17 protein-coding genes are annotated in these 17,619 nt (G+C 71.2%); 4 read left to right on the forward strand and 13 right to left on the reverse strand.

Annotated features, from left to right (window positions below):
• Positions 1–3: 3 nt before the first annotated feature.
• The 7 genes from BLW85_RS14150 to BLW85_RS39795 all read right to left on the reverse strand — a co-directional run bounded on the left by BLW85_RS14150 (position 4) and on the right by BLW85_RS39795 (position 6,602).
• Positions 4–792, reverse strand: coding sequence for an ABC transporter permease (locus tag BLW85_RS14150; protein ID WP_070025205.1), 789 nt, complete (start codon positions 790–792; stop codon positions 4–6).
• A gap of 2 nt (positions 793–794) precedes the next feature.
• Complete coding sequence (locus BLW85_RS14155; protein ID WP_070025204.1) at positions 795–1,586, reverse strand: ABC transporter permease; 792 nt, start codon at positions 1,584–1,586, stop codon at positions 795–797.
• Entirely contained in the window at positions 1,583–2,530 is a 948-nt protein-coding gene (locus tag BLW85_RS14160) for an ABC transporter ATP-binding protein (protein ID WP_070025203.1), read from the reverse strand. Before BLW85_RS14160 ends, BLW85_RS14155 begins: the two co-directional genes overlap by 4 nt.
• Positions 2,527–3,861, reverse strand: a complete 1,335-nt coding sequence (locus BLW85_RS14165; protein ID WP_074992234.1) for a metallopeptidase TldD-related protein — start codon at positions 3,859–3,861, stop codon at positions 2,527–2,529. The genes BLW85_RS14160 and BLW85_RS14165 overlap by 4 nt, the downstream gene beginning before the upstream one ends.
• Positions 3,858–5,213, reverse strand: a complete 1,356-nt coding sequence (locus BLW85_RS14170) for a TldD/PmbA family protein (protein ID WP_074992235.1) — start codon at positions 5,211–5,213, stop codon at positions 3,858–3,860. Before BLW85_RS14170 ends, BLW85_RS14165 begins: the two co-directional genes overlap by 4 nt.
• A gap of 15 nt (positions 5,214–5,228) precedes the next feature.
• On the reverse strand, positions 5,229–6,335 hold the full coding sequence (locus tag BLW85_RS14175; RefSeq protein WP_341867940.1) for a PqqD family protein: 1,107 nt from the start codon (positions 6,333–6,335) through the stop codon (positions 5,229–5,231).
• 78 nt (positions 6,336–6,413) lie between these two features.
• Entirely contained in the window at positions 6,414–6,602 is a 189-nt protein-coding gene (locus BLW85_RS39795) for a hypothetical protein (protein WP_070025199.1), read from the reverse strand.
• A 625-nt stretch (positions 6,603–7,227) separates the two neighbouring features.
• Between BLW85_RS39795 and BLW85_RS14185 the strand changes: the two genes are divergently transcribed.
• Both BLW85_RS14185 and BLW85_RS14190 read left to right on the forward strand, forming a co-directional pair.
• The gene (locus tag BLW85_RS14185) at positions 7,228–7,782 is read left to right on the forward strand and encodes a hypothetical protein (RefSeq protein ID WP_070025198.1); all 555 of its coding nucleotides are present in this window, start codon (positions 7,228–7,230) and stop codon (positions 7,780–7,782) included.
• Between the two features lie 154 nt (positions 7,783–7,936).
• Entirely contained in the window at positions 7,937–8,611 is a 675-nt protein-coding gene (locus tag BLW85_RS14190) for a class F sortase (protein WP_074992237.1), read from the forward strand.
• A 10-nt stretch (positions 8,612–8,621) separates the two neighbouring features.
• Here the strand turns inward: BLW85_RS14190 and BLW85_RS14195 are convergent, their stop codons facing one another.
• From BLW85_RS14195 to BLW85_RS14205, 3 genes are read right to left on the reverse strand one after another with little or no spacing between them, the layout of a single operon-like run.
• Entirely contained in the window at positions 8,622–9,455 is an 834-nt protein-coding gene (locus BLW85_RS14195) for a carbohydrate ABC transporter permease (RefSeq protein WP_070025196.1), read from the reverse strand.
• A complete protein-coding gene (locus BLW85_RS14200; RefSeq protein WP_074992238.1) occupies positions 9,448–10,350 on the reverse strand; it encodes a carbohydrate ABC transporter permease in 903 nt (300 codons plus the stop codon). Before BLW85_RS14200 ends, BLW85_RS14195 begins: the two co-directional genes overlap by 8 nt.
• The gene (locus tag BLW85_RS14205; protein WP_208624840.1) at positions 10,347–11,603 is read right to left on the reverse strand and encodes an ABC transporter substrate-binding protein; all 1,257 of its coding nucleotides are present in this window, start codon (positions 11,601–11,603) and stop codon (positions 10,347–10,349) included. The genes BLW85_RS14200 and BLW85_RS14205 overlap by 4 nt, the downstream gene beginning before the upstream one ends.
• 195 nt (positions 11,604–11,798) lie before the next feature.
• Here BLW85_RS14205 and BLW85_RS14210 point away from each other — a divergent pair, with 195 nt between their 5' ends.
• Positions 11,799–12,119, forward strand: a complete 321-nt coding sequence (locus BLW85_RS14210; RefSeq protein ID WP_074992239.1) for a hypothetical protein — start codon at positions 11,799–11,801, stop codon at positions 12,117–12,119.
• Positions 12,120–12,275: 156 nt separating this feature from the next.
• On the opposite strand, the gene BLW85_RS14215 is transcribed toward BLW85_RS14210, so the two are convergent.
• Entirely contained in the window at positions 12,276–12,650 is a 375-nt protein-coding gene (locus BLW85_RS14215; protein WP_070025194.1) for a MerR family transcriptional regulator, read from the reverse strand.
• A 68-nt stretch (positions 12,651–12,718) separates the two neighbouring features.
• Between BLW85_RS14215 and BLW85_RS14220 the strand changes: the two genes are divergently transcribed.
• On the forward strand, positions 12,719–13,054 hold the full coding sequence (locus BLW85_RS14220) for an EthD domain-containing protein (RefSeq protein WP_070025193.1): 336 nt from the start codon (positions 12,719–12,721) through the stop codon (positions 13,052–13,054).
• A 160-nt stretch (positions 13,055–13,214) separates the two neighbouring features.
• Here the strand turns inward: BLW85_RS14220 and ppdK are convergent, their stop codons facing one another.
• On the reverse strand, positions 13,215–15,935 hold the full coding sequence (gene ppdK, locus BLW85_RS14225) for a pyruvate, phosphate dikinase (protein ID WP_070025192.1): 2,721 nt from the start codon (positions 15,933–15,935) through the stop codon (positions 13,215–13,217).
• 413 nt (positions 15,936–16,348) lie between these two features.
• Complete coding sequence (locus tag BLW85_RS14230; protein WP_177330077.1) at positions 16,349–17,578, reverse strand: ROK family protein; 1,230 nt, start codon at positions 17,576–17,578, stop codon at positions 16,349–16,351.
• Positions 17,579–17,619: the final 41 nt, after the last annotated feature.

Here is a 17,619-nt window from a genome sequence, read left to right on the forward strand (position 1 = left end):
TGTTCAGGCGTTGCCGAGCGCGACACGGGCGGTCGCGCGGCGGGCGGCCAGATGCACGAAGAGCACACCGGCGAGGGCCCATGCGGCGCCGACGGCGAGTTCGACGACCAGGGACACGTTGTGCGCCCGCCCGGCGAGGAGGCCGTCGACGGCCCGCATCACATGGCTGAGCGGCATCGCCTCGCTCAGCGGGACCAGGAAGCCGGGGAGCCGGCTCTGGGGCACCAGGGTCCCCGACAGCACCATGAGGACGAGTTCGGCCATGTTGGGCCCGACGAACAGGTCCTCGATGAGCAGGGCGAGGGCCGAGAGGGTCAGCCCGAACCCCGCGGTCGTCAGCACGCCGACGGCCAGCAGCGCGGCGTACTGCGGGATGCCGATGGGCAGGGTGGTGTACAGCAGGCTGCACACGAGGTACGTGCACAGGCCGCCGACGAAGCCGTCCACGATGTGCGGCAGGGCCCGCTGGCAGGCGGCGGCGACCTTGTTCTGGGGCGAGGCGAGCCAGACGCCGAGGGTGTTGAAGGAGCGCTCGTTGCCGACCGACAGGGCCATCCCGTAGACGACCGCGCCCGCGCCCGCGAGCAGGCTGGAGGCGACCAGCATGCGGGCGGCGCCGGCGCCGTAGTGGGTGGCGAGCGAGGTGAAGGCGATGGCCATGCCGATCGGGCGCACGATGCGCGAGCTGAGGTAGCCCAGCGGGTTGAACCAGGTGAACAGGGCCCGGTAGGACAGGGCCGAACCGCGCAGCGCGGCACGTGTGGCGCCGGTGCGGGAGGCGGGGGTGCGCATGGTCAGGCCTCCAGCGGAAGGGCGTCGTGGCGGACGGTCTTCTCCAGGCGCCGCACGGCGACCACGACCAGGGCGCAGAAGACGGCGGTGAGGCCCACCGCCGCCGGCAGCTGGTCCGCGCCCGCGCCCCGGATCCAGGCCATCACGTGCGACTGCGGCACGATCAGGGCGACCTTCCGCACGGGCGCCGGCAGCGCGGACTGGGGCACGATCAGGGCGCTGAGCGCCATGATCAGACCGGTCAGTCCGTTGGTCATGCCGGCCGAGAACGGGAAGCGCAGGACCACGAAGCCGAGCAGCCCGATCATGGAGGCGGTGGCGAAGGCGAGCAGGACGCCGCCGACGAGCCAGCGCGTCCAGTCGAAGCCGCCGTCGACGCCGAAGAGCAGGCCGAGGACGATCAGGGTGCCGGGCAGCGCGGTGAGCGACTGGACGGCGGTGCCGGTCAGCCGGCCGAGGACCACGGGGACCAGGCCGCCGGGGCTGCCGAGGGCGGCGTACAGCGTCTTCCACTGCTTCTCGCCCATCATGCTGAACAGCACCAGCACGATGATCGAGTCGAGCATGCCGATGCCCGCCGAGCCGACGGCCATGTCGCTGGTGGTGTGGCGGGAGAAGCCGCGCGTGGCGTTGGCGTGCACGACGAAGGCGAACACACAGGGCATCGCGAGCGTCGAGAAGATGGCCATGGGGCTGGTCGCGTGCATCCGCAGCTGGTCCACGACCGCCCGGGCGTAGGTCGCCCCGGAACCGGTCCGCGGCCGCCTCACGGGTGCGGTGCGTACGGTGGTCATGACGCGGCCACCATGTCCAGGAAGACCTCTTCGAGGGTGGGCGGGGTGACGGCGACGCTGGTGGTCTGCCCGGGGAAGGCGGCCAGCAGCCACTGCACGGCGGCGGCGCCGTCGGTGACGCGCAGGGTGACGGCGGAGCCGTCCCGCTCGACGCGCAGCGCTCCGGGGCAGTCCCGCACGCCCTCGGGGGCCTCGGCGGCGGAGAACACCGCGTTGACGACGTGGCCCAGCCGGTTCGCCGCGTTCAGCCGCAGTTCGCCCGCCGTGGACTCCACGTGGACGCGGCCGTCCTTCATCAGGACGATGCGGCGGCTCAGTTCCTCGGCCTCGCGCATGTCGTGGGTGGTCAGCAGGATGCTGCGGCCCTCGCCGGTCAGCCGCGCGACGAGGGCGCGCATGGTGGCGGCGGACTGGGGGTCGAGGCCCGCGGAGGGCTCGTCCAGGATGAGCACGGACGGCTCGTGCAGCAGGGCGCGGGCCAGGTGCAGCCGCTGCTTCATGCCGCGCGAGAAGGAGCCCACGAGGTCGCCGGAGCGGTCCGCGAGGTCCACTTCGGCCAGGAGTTCACGGGTGCGCCCCGCGAGGCGGGAGCCGCGCAGGCCGTACATGAGGCCGAAGAACTCCAGGTTCTGCGCGGCCGTCAGCCGCGGGTACAGGCCGGTGTCGCCGCCGAGGCTGAATCCGCAGGCCAGGGCGGCGCGACGGCGGTCGCGCACCACGTCGTGCCCGTCGATCAGGACCTGGCCCGCGGTCGGCAGGAGCAGCCCGGTCAGCATCTTGACCGTGGTGGTCTTGCCGGCGCCGTTGGGGCCGAGCACGGAGACGAGTTCGCCGGGCCGTACGACCAGGGTCACGTCGTCGACCGCCCGGCGTACCGAGCCGTCCTTCGTCGTGAACTCGCGTACGAGGCCGCGGGCTTCGAGCCCTTGGCTGGAAACTGTCATGATCCCATTACCTTCGAGGTGATCCCGGTGATGTCCATCTCCAGGTAGGCCCCGCCCGCCGATATCTGGCCGGGGAAGTAGGACACGGTGTCGGCGACGGCCGTGACCGCGGCGAGGAAGTCGATGGCCGACCCCTCGACGGACATCGGAGTGCAGGCCTGCCCCGGGACGCCGTCCACGGCCTGGGCGGCCAGGAGCCGGAACGCGAGCTGACCGCCCGAGCGGAACTCCTCGACGCCCAGGGTGCGGGCGTCCACGACCACGCAGCGCTCGCCCGCGAGCAGGGCGTCGGCGGTGGTGTCCGGGGTGGGGGTCAGCCGGACGTTGCCGGCCGTCGTCTGGGGGAAGTTCTTCAGCGGGTTCCACCACGCGTGGCCGGTCAGCGGCGGCCGCGGTTCGCCCGGCCCGGACGGGGTCTTGCGGGTGGCGACGGCGCGCTGGCGTCCGTCGCGGCCGACCAGCCGGGTGACTCCGGTCGCGGTGCCCTCGCAGTCGAAGGCGACGGCGCCGTAGCCCGCCGCGCGCGGGCCCTCGTCCACCAGGGTGGTGGCCAGCGGCGCGGGGTCGGCGACGGGGTTGAGCAGGATCGTGTTCACCAGGGCGCGCAGCACCTGGGCGACGGCGGACGGCGTGAACACGACGCGGCTGCCCGTGAAGGTGTGCGTGCCGGTGCCCATCCCGGTGTGCAGCAGGGCCAGTTCGCGGCCGAACCCGGTCAGGTCGATGTCGTCGAGCGCGGCGGCGTATCGGGTGGCCGACACCGCGTGCGTGCCGGTTCCGTCGGTGACGACGGCGGTCAGTTCGACGCCGTAGCACTGGTCCTGGAGGCGGGCCGCGGCGCTGTCCAGGAAGACGGACTCGCGCAGCACGTCGCTCACGTGCAGGGCGGCCACGCTCTGCCCGGGGAGCAGCCCGGCGGCGATGGCCGCCGTCAGCGCGTCGGTGCGCTCGGCGGCCCGGGCCATGTCGAGGCGCTCCGCCGGGGTGCGCGGGCCGCCGTCGGCCCGGTGGGCGTGCGCCCGGTCGGGGTCGGCCGCGGGGCTGCCGAGATGGAAGAGCGGGCGCCCGGCCGCCAGCAGCCGTGCGGCGCTGGGCTCGGTGAGCCGGCCTGCGTTGAGGTACAGCTCCCGGCCGTCGCGTTCCAGCCGGACGAATCCGCTGAACGGCGGGTCCTCGACGAGGAGTTGCTTCTTGCCGGTGGCGTCGCACACCAGCCGGCGCCGGGCGGTGCGCTCCAGGAACGTCGCCGCGTGCTCCGCCGGCCGCAGGGCCGACCGGACCGCCTCGGCCACGGCGAGCGCCTGGTCGAGGCGGGGTTCGAGGGTCTTCACGCCGCGCTCCAATCCAGTGCGGAGAACCGCATCGAGGGCGAGAACAGCCCGATGCCGATCATCTGGCCCTGCTTTCCGCAGGTGACGCTGTCGCCGCCGAAGTCCGTGCCGATGCCCTCGACGCGGGCGAGGGTCTCCAGCGCGTCGCCGAACAGGCTGACGTCGCGCACCGGGACGCGGTGGCCGTCGGGGGTGACGTAGGTGCAGTTCAGCGCGGCGAAGTGGAACTCGCCGGAGCTGAGGTGGATCATCCCGGCCCCGAGGCAGCCGACGTGCAGCAGGCCCTGGGCGGAGGGCGCCAGCAGGGCGGCCGGGTCGTCGGTGCCGCGGGCCAGCACGGTGTTGCTGGCGCGGGGCAGCGGCAGGGCGCGGTAGTCGCGGCGGCGGCCGTTGCCGGTGGACGGCCGGCCGTGGCGCTGGGCCGTGCGGACGCTGGACAGCGGGGCGCCGAGTTCGCCGTCGGCGACGAGCGTGGTGACGGTGCCGGCGATGCCCTCGTCGTCGATGTCGTACGAGCCGTAGCCGTCGGCGAGGGTGGGGTCGTCGTACATCGTCACCGAGGCGGGCACGGCGCCGGGCTTGCGCAGCCCCGCGACGTAGTCGCTGCGCATCGCGAAGTTGTCGGCTTCGAGCGCGTGTCCGATCAGCTCGTGCAGCAGGCCGACGGCGGCGGAGGGGCCGAAGACCACGGGGGTGCGGTGGCGCCCGCCGAGGGTGGCCCGCGCGGAGTCGTGCGCGTGCTCCACGGCGATCCGGGCCACGTCCTGCGGTACGGCGTCACGGTCGGCGGTGCCGGCCCCCGGGCCGCGCTGGAGCCAGCGGCTGAGCCCCCGGTAGCGGTTCCCGTCGTGGGTGACGGTGGCCTCGGCGCGGCGCCGTACGACGCGGGTGGTGCCGGCCGACCGCACGCCGTCGGTGTCCACGACGGCGATGCTGCGCAGGGTGAAGTCCTCCATGGTGCGCAGGGAGTGGGCCGGGGCGGCGCCCCGGACCAGCCAGTCCCGCGCGGCCACGGGCGTGAACCGCGCGTCCGGGGCGTCCGGCCAGGCCGGCAGGTCCGCGCCGGGCGCCGACCGGTCGGCCGCCGACCAGGTGGGCAGCGACGGCAACTGGGCGACGGAGAAGGCCCGGTGGCGCCAGCGGCCGTCCTCGCGGACCATGCACGCGAGGCCCTCGCGGGGCTCCACGCAGGTGGCGAGCACCTCGCCGTCCAGGCACTCCACGCGCACCTCCAGGGTGCGCTCCGCGTAGGCCTGCGCGTACTGCGCGCGGGTGCCGAGCCGTTCGATGGCCCACTGGGCCGTCTCCAGCAGGTCCTCGGTGCCGGTCGGCCGGGTCGTCGTCGCTGCCATGGGTCTCGCTGCCGATCAGATGGTGCCGAGGACGGAGTACGGTGCGTCGCCCACGAGGTCGCGTGAGCGCAGCGACTCCAGCAGCCGCTCGACGCGCTCGGGGGTCATGGTCTTGAGCGCGGGGACGTGCTCGGCCAGCCCCTGCACGGCGTCGACGACACCCTGCGCGCTGCGGCCGTCGCACAGCGCCCAGACGAAGGCCGCGGGGTCGCGCAGCATCAGCTGGCGGCGCAGCTCCCAGTGCAGCAGGATGCCCTCGCGCTGTCCGAGGACGTTGTACGAGGGGTTGCGCCACAGGCCGTCCGCGGCCGGCTCGGCCGGTCCGGCCCACGGCCAGGCGTCCAGGGACACGCCCTGGCGGCTGAGCAGCTGGGCGGCGGCGACGCAGGTCTGCACGAAGAAGACGAGCTCTTCGGCGGCGCGGTCGCCGCGGTCGGTCCAGTTGCCGCGCTGGAACTCGACGAAGGTGTCCTTCGGGAAGCCGGCGACGGGGGTGCGGTCGAGCTGCTTGTAGACCCACTTCTTGCTGTAGTAGAGGTCGCCGGAGGCCGCCGCGACGGCCTTGCCCGCGTAGGCGGTCAGCTCCTGGCCGACCAGAGCCGCTGTCTCGAAATCGCCGTCGACGGAGGCGCCGAGGAAGTCCTCGAGGTGGCCGTTGACCGCGATGGCGGAGTAATTGACCGCCACCTGGCGGATGGTGGCGACGGAGGCGTCGATGCGCTGCTTGAAGCCGTCGAGCGCGGGCGAGGGCGCCACCGTCTCGGAGGTGTACAGGCGGCAGACGAAGTCCAGCTTGCCGGGCAGTTTGTGCAGGTCGGTCAGGTTGTCCCGGCGCAGCTCGAACGAGGTGACCGTCTCCACCGCGTCCTCGACGAAGGCGAGGGTGTAGCGCTCGACGTCGACCCGGTGTCCGTTCACGTTGTACTGCGTGACGTCGTCGCCCATGGCGGACTCGTCCGCGTAGAGAACGAAAAGGTCGGCATCGCTCGTGGGATTTCCGAGGCCCGCCGTCAGGCTTCCCGCAATATACATGGAATCAATCGATCCATTGTCGTCGGCGGCAAGCGCCTCCGCCAATACGCGGGCCGCTTGCAGCTTTTCTTCAATCACCGAGCGCGCCACAGTTCGGGTTTACCTTTCCACAGGAATTTGACAGGGAGGAGACGGGGTGACGGGGAAATTCCCCGTCACCCAGCCTCATCAGATGTTCGCCACGTTCGCGACGTTCGCCACGTTGGCAACGTTCGCGACGTTGGCCACGTTCGCCACATTGGCGACGTTCGCAACGTTCGCAACGTTGGCGACGTTGGCGACGTTCGCGGCGTTGTCCTCGGCGGACTCGAACTCCACGATGTCGTCCTCCAGTTCGATGACCTCGACGTTCTCCATGCTTTCCACCTCCCTCCGCTGGGGTGTCGCCCTCAGCGGGCGCGGTGGGGCCATCTAGTCATGGGCATGACAGAAAACCCCATTCGACAGTCCGTGCGAGGCGTCGGGCACCGCACGGCGAACTGCCGAAGACTTTGAATGAGGAATGCGATAGAGCTGCGAAACTGCGCAGAAGAATCAGGAACTTCTCGGGCCTGTCGCGGCCGGCGTTCCGATCAAAGAGCCCCCCGGTTCTATGGCACCTTCCCCCGAAGGCGCGTCAAAAACTTAACCGTGGCCGCACCCGGAGTCAAGATCTTTCTGCCGCCGGGTTTCATTCCGGTTCACCTGGGCGACACAGATCAGACGTATGTCCTTTTTGGCGGTGCGAACGGCCGGGCGGAGCGTGGTCACCCGTTCAACCGCCCTCGTCGCTCCATTCGTGTGCTCTTCGTACTTTCTTCTCCCATTTCCTGGCAGACCGCCCCTGACCTGCCGGAACTCCCCGGGGGCTACGCCGTACGGGCAGCCGGGGCGCCACCCGTTCACCGCAGTCCGGGCGCTCTCTCGGCAAGCGGATCCGGCCATGACCCCGTTACCTCGGAAGGGCACGAGACACATCAGTCGGACAAGCTCGGGGAGCACCATGCGACGCACCGCCCGTCTGCTGACCGGTACCGCGCTCGCCGTGGCCACGGCGGCGCTCGCCACCGCGCCCGCCCACGGCGGCGTCCCGCGGCCGGCGGCCCGGCCCTTCGGTGCCCCCACGGGCAGCCTGGAGGTGTACCCGGCCACCGCGATGCCCGGCGGCCAGGTCACGGTGAACACCGCCGCGTGCGGCGACAAGGGCGGCGCGACCGGGGACGCGGGCGCGGTGGGCGCCGGTGTCTTCACCCTGGCGCCGACCACCCACCAGGGCGAGGCGATCGGTCAGTTCCAGGTGCCGCCGAGCGCGCAGCCGGGGACGTACGAGATCGTCGCGAAGTGCGCGGAGGGCACCAGGCAGGTGACGGGCGACCTGGTGGTCGCCCTGAGCGCGGCGCACGACCAGGTGCAGCCGCGGGGAAGCGTGAAGACGGGGGTCGGCGGCGCGCTCGGTCCCGACCCCGTGCAGACCGCGGCGGGCGTGGCGGCACTGGCCGTCGCAGCCGCGGGCGGTACCTGGCTCCTGCATCGCCGGGCGAGAGGCGACGGGATCTGACGGACACCCTCCGCTGTCCGTCCGCCGGTACCGCACGTCCCGCCCCCTCCGGGTCCGATGCCCCTCGCGGCCCGGAGGGGGAGGGGGTCCCGCCGCACCGGGCGGGACCGCCCCAGGTCCACTGCGGGGGTCCGCCCCCGGGAGAGGGGTTGCCATGCGCAGCACACGCCTGCCCGCGAGCCGTGCCCGGGGCGCCCGCCGCCCGCGCGGGCACCGGGCGCGCAGGCTCGGGGACACCGCGATAGCCGCGGTCACCGTCGTGGCCCTGGCCGCGGGGGTCTGGCTGCTCGGCGACACGCACGCGCCCCCGCAGCCGACGGCCGCGGAGGGCCGCCCCGACCCCGGAGAGGAACGTCTCACCGCGCCCGCGCTCCCGCCGTCGCCGCCGCTGCGCATCAGGATTGCGTCGATCCGGGTGAACGCGCCCCTGATGGGCCTCGCCCTCACCCCCTCGGGCAGCCTGGACGTGCCGCCCGCCCAGGACAAGAACCTGGCCGGCTGGTACGAGGCCGGCACCATGCCCGGCGAGACCGGCACCGCGGTCGTCGCCGGACACGTGGATAACAAGGAGGGCCCCGCCGTCTTCTACGACCTCGGCGCGCTCAAGCGGGACGCCCGGATCGAGATCGACCGCAGGGACGGCACCGTGGCCGAGTTCACCGTGGAGGCCGTCGAGGTCTACGCCGCCAGCGCCTTCCCCGACCGGAAGGTCTACGGCGCCGCCCGCCGCCCCGAACTGCGCGTGATCACCTGCGGCGGCGGCTACTCGAAGACCACCGGCTACCAGGGCAACGTGGTCGTCTTCGCCCATCTGACCGGCAGCCGCTGAGCGGCCGGCGTCAGTCGATCCCCGAGCGCTCCACCCCCGCCACGATCCACCGCTGGAAGCACAGGAACACCAGCAGCAGCGGCAGGATCGACACCGCCGCCGCGATGAACAGCTCGTGCAGCCGCACCACTTGGGCGGTGGTGAAGGAGGACAGCGCCACCTGGACCGTCCAGGCGCTCTGGTCCTGTCCGATCACCAGCGGCCACAGGAAGGAGTTCCAGGCGCCGAGGAAGACGATGGTGCCGACCGCCGCGAACACCGGTCGCGCGTTCGGGACGACCACCAGCCAGTACGTCCGCCAGTACCCGAGCCCGTCGACCTGTGCCGCGTCCTCCAGTTCCCTCGGGAACCCGAGGAAGTACTGCCGGAAGACGAAGCAGGCGAACGCCGAGAACAGGGTCGGCACGATCAGGCCGCGCAGCGTGGAGATCCAGCCCAGCGTGGACACCAGCACGAAGCTCGGCACGAAGGTGACGGCGGCCGGGACCAGCAGGGTGCCGAGGACGCCGTAGAACACCTTGTTCGCGTGCCGGTAGGGGATGCGGGCGAGGCCGTACCCGGCGAGCGAGGCCAGCAGGAGGGTGCCGAGGGTGGTGGCGAGGGCGATCAGCGCGGAGTTGAGCAGCGAGCGGGCGAACGGCACGGACGGGTCGTCGAACAGCTCCCGTACGTTGCCCCACCGCACCTCGCTCGGGAAGAGGGTCCACGAGGGCGAGGTGATGTCCTGCTCGCTGGAGAGCCCGTTGCGGACCAGCAGGTAGAAGGGGATCAGGAAGAGCAGCGCGAGCACCACGAGCAGCACCGCGCGCAGCGCCCGCCCGGCCCGTACCAGGGCGTCATCCATCGGCTTCCGTCCTCCCCAGTCGCAGCCAGCGCGCCTGTCCCACCGTGACGACGGCGATGATCAGCGCGAGGATGACGGCCCCCGCGCTGCCGAGTCCCAGGTTCTGCCCCTGTCCGAGGGCGGTGTAGTAGAGGTAGACGAGCGGCGGGCGGGCGTACGGCGGATAACCCCGCGCGTCGGACAGCAGGTTGTAGAACTCGTCGAACGCCTGGAAGGCGTTGATGACGAGCAGCAGCGCCACCGCGACCGAGGTGGCCCGCAGCTGGGGCAGCGTGATGTGCCGCAGCACGGTCCAGCCGGGCCGGGCCCCGTCCACTGCGGCGGCCTCGTAGAGCACCGGGTCGATCCGCTGGAGCCCGGCGAGGAACAGGATCATGTAGAACCCGGCTTGCAGCCACAGCCGTACGGTCACGATGACCAGCCAGTACCAGGGCGGATCGGTGGTCGACAGCCAGGCCACGGGGTCGGTGTGGAACCAGCCGAGCAGGGTGTTGGCGAGCCCGAACCGCACCCCGTTGAAGATCGACATCTTCCAGATCAGGGCGGCCACGACGTAACTGCACGCGGCGGGCAGGAAGAACACCGACCGGAAGAAGGCGCGGGCCCGGCGCACCCGGTTGACCATCAGGGCGAGGGAGAGGGAGAGGGCGAAGGTGACGGGCACGATGAAGGCGGTGAAGACGAGGAACGTGCCCAGGCTGCCGGTGAACGCGCCGTCCCGCAGCATCGCCGTGTAGTTGTCCAGGCCGACGAAGTGCGTGGGCGTCACGGTGTTGTGGGCGTCGAAGAAGCTCAGGCCGACGCTCCACAGCAGCGGAACGTAGGTGAACAGCGCGAGCCCGATCGCGAACGGTCCCACGAAGACCCAGAACCACAGGGCCCTTCGGCGCCTCACGACGTGTGCGTGACGCGGTCGAGTTCGGCGGACACCTTCCGTACGACGCTCCGCAGTTCGCTCTCCGGGTTCGCCCCGTCCTTGATGATCCTGCTCAGCGCGTCCTGGTAGGCGACCTGGCTCGCGGGGGTCCACAGCAGCGGCTGGGCGTCGCCGTGCTCGGTGGTGAACCGTACGGCGTCGGCGGCGGCGCCGGTCCTCAGTTTGGCGGCCTTCTGGGCGAGGGAGATCCGGGCCGGGATGTGGAACCCGTAGGAGAGGGCGAAGTCCTCCTGGTAGTCGGTCCGTTCGACCCACAGCCACTTCACGTACTCCTTGGCGGCCTCCTTGTGCCTGCCGCGCGCGCTGACGGCGGCGCCGTACGCCCCGACGGGCACGGAGGGCCGGCCGGCGGCGCCGTCCTTCGGGAACGGCAGCACCCCGAAGTCGTCGCCCAGTTCCTTCTGCACCTGCGGCAGCACCCACAGTCCGGACCACTGCATCGCGGTCAGCCCCTGGAGGAAGGCGGACGGGTCGGACCAGTCGGCGGGAGCGCCGAGCAGCAGGGACTTCTCGGCGTACAGCCGGCGCAGCTTGCCGAGGGTGCGGGCGGCCGCCGGGTCGTCGAAGCCGGCCTTGCCGTCCTTGGTGACCAGCGTGAGTCCCGCCGCGTACAGGGGGGTTCCGCCGAGCACGCCCGCGCCGCCGTCGTTGCCGAGGAACAGCCCCTTCACCTTCCTGCTCGTCAGTTCGCGCGCGGCGTCGACCAGTTCGTCGAGGGTCTCGGGCGGCCGCACCCCGGCGTCGGCCAGCAGGCTCTTGCGGTAGTAGAGCATCTGCATGTCGATGGTCTGCGGAATCCCGTAGACCCGCCCCCGGTACGTCTTGGGTGCGAGCACGGCGCTGTTGAAGTCGTCCTCGACCCCCGCCACCAGCTCGGTCAGATCCTCCACCTGCCGGCCCTGGATCTGGTCGAGGGAGGGCCCGTTGACCTCGAAGACATCGGGCCCGGAGTCGGTGAGCAGCGCGGCGGCGGTCTGCCGGTCGTAGTCCCCCGGCCGCCACTGAACCGTGACGTGCGCCTTCTTGTAGGCCGCGGCATACCGCTCGACGGCCTGCTCGGTCCCGGGCTCCCCGTACTGGTGATACCACTGCGCGAGCGTCGTCCCGCCAGAACTCCCGCCGCCGCGCCCGGTGTTGGACCCACACGCGCTCAGCACCGCGATCCCGGCCCCGGCACCCGCGCCCAGCAGCGTCCTACGGCTGATCGTCATGCTCTCCCCCTGACGTCGGTCCTCAACGCACGGCCCAACGATCAACCATGCGCGGCGATTACGAAAGGGGTGTTACTGCGGTGTGTCACTCGGGACGGACGCTGTGTGACACAACCGCAGCTCACGGCCGCCGCGCCGGACCGTGGGCTTCGAGGGCCGGAGGCCCTCGAAGATCGTGCCGGTACGCTGCCGGCCATGACGACACCGCCGACGGATTCCCGGACAGCGCACCACCCGACCGCGTTATGGGGCGTCTCCCTGGCTTCTGCGGGCGTCTGCCTCCTCAGCTGGGTGCTGTGCTGGGTGAACGCGTACGTCGTCAATGACGACCTGCCCAACGCCTGCGGCGAGCTGCGTCGGCAGAGCTTCCCTCCAGAGGTGACATGCGCCTCCGCGGACGGCACGCTCACCGGTGCGAACGCAAGCTGGATCGAGGCTCTGTTCTTCGCCTCACTCGTGGCGTTCGTACTGCTCACCAGCATGGCGCTGGCGCTGGAAGTCGTCCGCAGGAAGTGACACGAACGGCCTGGAACCCGTGGGAGGGCTCCAGGGCGGACGTGGTCCTGGCCGACCGCGCTGTTTGCGCCACACAGACCGCGGCCGGCTACCCGGCCGGACCCCACGTCGCATGCGTCTTCCTCCGGTCCGCTCGCCGATCCGGACGTCCCCGGGTCACGGACCGTCGTCCGCCGATCGTGACAGGTACGCCTGGTTCTCCTCGATGAGGTGGTCCAGCGCGTCCCTGGCGGCGGCGAGGCCGTCGATGGCCTCGGACAGCCGGGTCCGCTCGCGGCCCATGATCTCCAGTGCCCGCCGCGCCCTGTCCTCGGTCGGCTCGGACATGCAGGGCGTCATCTCGGCGATGGTGCCGCTGGGCAAGCCGGCTGCCAGGAACGCCTGGATGAGACGCACCCGCTGGACGTGCTCGTCCTCGTAATGGCGCTGTCCGCTGGGCGAGCGGGAGCTGGCGAGCAGACCCTGTTCCTCGTAGTAGCGCAGCGACCGGCGGCTGGCTCCGGTCCGGGCGGACAGTTCACCGATCCGCATGCCGAACTCCTCACGACGCTGCCGACTCACTTGCCCCTGACATCAATGTGAGCTTTTAGGTTAACTCCATGCTGAAGCTCATTTTCATGATCAACCGCGTCGAGGGCATGTCGTACGAGCGTTTCGTCGAGCACCACCGGAACCGGCACGCGCCGCTGTTCACCTCCATCCCGGAGGCGGAGCGCTACGTGCGCAAGTACACCGTGTCCCACCCGGTCCCCGCCGAGAAGTACCCGCCCCGGGCCTACGACGGCCTGACGGAGATCTGGTTCGAGAACTGGGAGGACCACGACGCCTTCTTCGCCTCCGAGAACTACCGGACGCTGGTCAACCCCGACGAAGCACGCTTCATCGACATGGATTCGGTGGCCGTGATGGTCACCGAGGAGAAGCAGGTCATCTGACGGACCGGTTCGGAGACCCGGCCGGAGCGGCCTGGTGGCGCCGAGGGGCGGCACCCCCCGCACAGGGATGCCGCCCCTCTCTTTCGTGCGCCGGGACCGCCGTCGATCGGATGAGGGTCGGGGACCGACGGCGGGCCCGGGGTTCGTGTCCCGCCCGGGATCAGCGGTGGTCGCTGCCCGTGGACTGCGTCGCCGCGCGGCCCGCTTCGAGGCGGGCGACCGGGATGCGGAAGGGGGAGCAGGAGACGTAGTCGAGGCCGGCCTCGTGGAAGAAGTGGACCGACTCCGGGTCGCCGCCGTGCTCGCCGCAGACGCCGAGCTTGAGGTCGGGCCGGGTGCGCCGGCCGGCCTCCGCGGCGGCCTTCACCAGGGAGCCCACGCCGTCCTTGTCGATGGTCTCGAAGGGGGAGACGCCGAAGATGCCCTTCTCCAGGTAGGCCGTGAAGAAGGAGGCCTCGACGTCGTCGCGGCTGAAGCCCCAGACGGTCTGCGTGAGGTCGTTGGTGCCGAAGGAGAAGAACTCCGCCGCCTCCGCGATCTGCCCGGCGGTCAGCGCGGCGCGCGGCAGCTCGATCATGGTGCCGATCGCCAGCTTCAGCTCCGTGCCCGTGGCCGCCTGCACCTCCGCGATGACCTTGTCGGCCTCCTCGCGGACGATCTCCAGCTCCTGGACCGTGCCCACCAGCGGGATCATGATCTCCGCGCGCGGGTCGCCCTTGGCCGCCTTGCGCTCCGCGGCCGCCTCGGCGATCGCGCGGACCTGCATGGCGAACAGACCGGGGATGACCAGGCCGAGGCGGACGCCGCGCAGGCCCAGCATCGGGTTCTGCTCGTGCAGCCGGTGCACGGCCTGGAGCAGGCGCAGGTCGTTCTCGTGCGGCTCCTGGCGGGACTCGGCCAGCGCCACCCGCACCGACAGTTCGGTGATGTCGGGCAGGAACTCGTGCAGCGGCGGGTCGAGGAGGCGGATGGTGACGGGCAGCCCGTCCATCGCCTCGAACAGCTCGACGAAGTCCTTCTTCTGCAGGGGCAGCAGCTCGGACAGGGCCGACTCGCGCTCCGCCGCGGTGTCCGCGAGGATCAGCTTCTCGACCATCTCGCGCCGCTCGCCGAGGAACATGTGCTCGGTGCGGCACAGGCCGATGCCCTGGGCGCCGAAACGGCGGGCGCGCAGCGCGTCCTCGGCGTTGTCCGCGTTGGCCCGCACCCGCAGCCGGCGCTTGCGGTCGGCGAAGGCCATCATCCGGTGCACGGCCTCGACCAGCTCGTCGGCGTCGTCCGCGCCCGGGTGCATCCGGCCCTCGAAGTACTCCACGACCGGCGACGGGACCACCGGGACCTCGCCCAGGTAGACCTTGCCCGTGGAGCCGTCGATGGAGATGACGTCGCCCTCCTCGACCACATGGCCGCCGGGGACCGTCATCCGGCGCCGCTTGGTGTCGACCTCCAGGTCCTCCGCGCCGCAGACACAGGTCTTGCCCATGCCGCGGGCGACGACGGCCGCGTGGGAGGTCTTGCCGCCGCGCGAGGTGAGGATGCCCTCGGCCGCGATCATGCCGTCCAGGTCGTCGGGGTTGGTCTCCCGGCGCACCAGGATGACCTTCTCACCCGAGCGGGACCACTTGACGGCGGTGTACGAGTCGAAGACCGCCTTGCCGACGGCCGCGCCCGGCGACGCGGCGATGCCCCGGCCGACCTGCTCGACCTTCGCCTTCTCGTCGAAGCGCGGGAACATCAGCTGGGCCAGCTGGGCGCCGGTGACGCGCTGGAGCGCCTCGGTCTCGTCGATCAGGCCCTGGTCGACCAGCTGGGTGGCGATGCGGAAGGCGGCGCCCGCGGTGCGCTTGCCGACCCGGGTCTGGAGCATCCACAGCCGGCCGCGCTCGATCGTGAACTCGATGTCGCACAGGTCCTTGTAGTGGTTCTCCAGCGTCTCCATGATCTGCATCAGCTGGTCGTACGACTTCTTGTCGATCTGCTCCAGCTCCGCCAGCGCGACGGTGTTACGGATGCCCGCCACCACGTCCTCGCCCTGGGCGTTCTGCAGGTAGTCGCCGTAGACGCCCTGGTGGCCGGAGGCGGGGTCGCGGGTGAAGGCGACGCCGGTGCCGGAGTCGGGGCCGAGGTTGCCGAAGACCATCGAGCAGACGTTGACGGCGGTGCCGAGGTCGTGCGGGATGCGCTCCTGGCGGCGGTAGAGCTTGGCGCGGTCGCCGTTCCAGGACTCGAAGACGGCCTTGATGGCGAGGTCCATCTGCTCCCGCGGGTCCTGCGGGAAGTCCCGGCCGGCCTCCTTCTTGACGATCTTCTTGAAGGTGGTGACCAGCTTCTTCAGGTCCGCGGCCTCCAGGTCGGTGTCGACCGTGACCTTCTTGGCGGCCTTGGCCGCCTCGAGCGCCTCCTCGAAGAGGTCGCCCTCGACGCCGAGGACGGTCTTGCCGAACATCTGGATGAGGCGGCGGTAGGAGTCCCAGGCGAAACGCTCGTCGCCGGCCTGCTTGGCCAGGCCCTGCACCGACTTGTCCGACAGACCGATGTTGAGGACCGTGTCCATCATGCCGGGCATGGAGAACTTGGCGCCCGAACGGACCGACACCAGCAGCGGGTCGTCCGCCTGGCCGAGCTTCTTGCCCATGCGGGCCTCGAGGGCGTCGAGGTGCGCACTCACCTCGTCACGCAGTGCCGTCGGCTCCTCGCCGCTCTCCAGGTAGACCTTGCAGGCCTCCGTGGTGATGGTGAAACCGGGAGGAACCGGAAGGCCGAGGTTGGTCATCTCGGCGAGGTTGGCGCCCTTGCCACCGAGGAGGTCTTTGAGGTCCTTGTTTCCCTCGGTGAAGTCGTAAACGAACTTCGCTACCTGGGGTGCTTTGTTTTCCGACACGGGACTCGACTCCTTGAGGCCACGGTGGCTGCCCTGACGGCGAGGAACATACCCAGATCGAAGGCACATGGGTACGTCCACTTGCGCGTCATGCGCATGTAACCACTCGTCCGCCAGCGGATCGAAAGTCAAAGCTTGGCAAGCCCGACCGCTGTTATGTCTTCACTTCTTGAACGCAAACTCACCCGGAAGCGCGGTTTGACGCTCAAATGAGCGACTGCATCCACGATTGATTTCGATCGATGAACGATCAAAGGGTGGCACCCAGTGCCACCCTTTGAGAAGTGCAGCCGCCATTTGTCTGCTCATATGAGCGCAACCCTTATCAGGGGTGGCGAGAATCACGCTGCCACAGTGCCCGGGATTTCACCATCCGGACCGCCTTGTGGACCGCCTCGTGGACCGCGCCCCCGTCACACCCCGAGCGCCCTCAGCCGCTCCTCCACACGCTCCGGCGCGTACAGGTGCTCCACCACCAGCGCCCCCGCTCCGATGAGCCCCGCCCGCTCCCCCAGCCGGGAGGTGACCACGTCCAGATGGGCCGTGGAGCGCGGCAGCGCCCGCTGGTACAGCAGCTCCCGGACACCGGTGAGGAAGGGGGTTCCGGCCAGATCGCCCGCGATCATCAGCACGCCCGGATTGAGCAGCGTGACGACGGTCGCCAGCACGTCGCCGACCCGGCGCCCGGCCTCCCGGGCCAGCGCCGCCGCCTCCGGGTGCCCCGCCGCCAGCAGCTCCCGCACGTCCGAGCCGGAGGCGGCCGGCACCCCGGAGGCCGCGAGCCGGCGGGCCACCGCGCCGCCGCTCGCCACGGCGGCCAGACAGCCGTACGAACCGCAGCGGCACAGCGCGTCCGTGCCCACCCGGATGTGCCCGATGTCGCCCGCGCCGCCGTCGACGCCCCGGTAGATCGAGCCGTCGACCACCACCCCGGCACCTATCCCCGTGGACACCTTGACCAGCACGAAGGCCGCGCAGCCGGGGTGTCCCGCGCGCTGCTCGCCGTAGGCCATGAGGTTGGCGTCGTTGTCCACGAGGACCGGGACCGGCGCCGCCCCGGTGTGTTCGGTGAAGGCGCGCGAGAGGCGGCCGGTTATGTCGTAGCCGTCCCAGCCGGGCATCATCGGCGGCTGCACCACCCGGCCGGTCTCGCTCTCCACCGGACCCGGCACCGCGAGCCCGATCCCGCACACCTCGCCCGCGCGCCGCCCGGCCTTCTCCAGCAACGTGCCGAACCAGCGCCCGAGTTCGGCCAGCACGGGCTCCGGGCCGTCCTCGAGCACCAGGGTGCCGGAGTGCTCGGCCAGGAGTTCGCCGGTCAGCGAGAGGACGGCGGCCCGGGCGTGCCGGGTGTCCAGGTCGGCGGCGAGGACGACCGCGTGGGAGCCGTCGAACTCCAGGGTGATGGACGGGCGTCCGCCGAGCGGGGAGCCGACCGGGCCGCCGGCGCCCTCGCGCAGCCAGCCGGCCCGGAACAGCCGGTCCAGGCGCTGGCCGACGGTCGCGCGGGACAGTCCGGTCGCCTCCTGGAGCGCGCCCCGGGTCACCGCCCGTCCGTTGCGCACCAGTTCGAGCAGATCGCCGGCGCCCGCCTGACTGCCGCTCCTGGTGTGGCTCCCGGTCCTGCCCGGTCGTCCGGTCATGCGCACCCCCCTCTTGTGTTTCCCAAGCCTGCATTACATAG

This window comes from Streptomyces misionensis, assembly GCF_900104815.1.
Classification (GTDB): Bacteria; Actinomycetota; Actinomycetes; order Streptomycetales; family Streptomycetaceae; genus Streptomyces; species Streptomyces misionensis.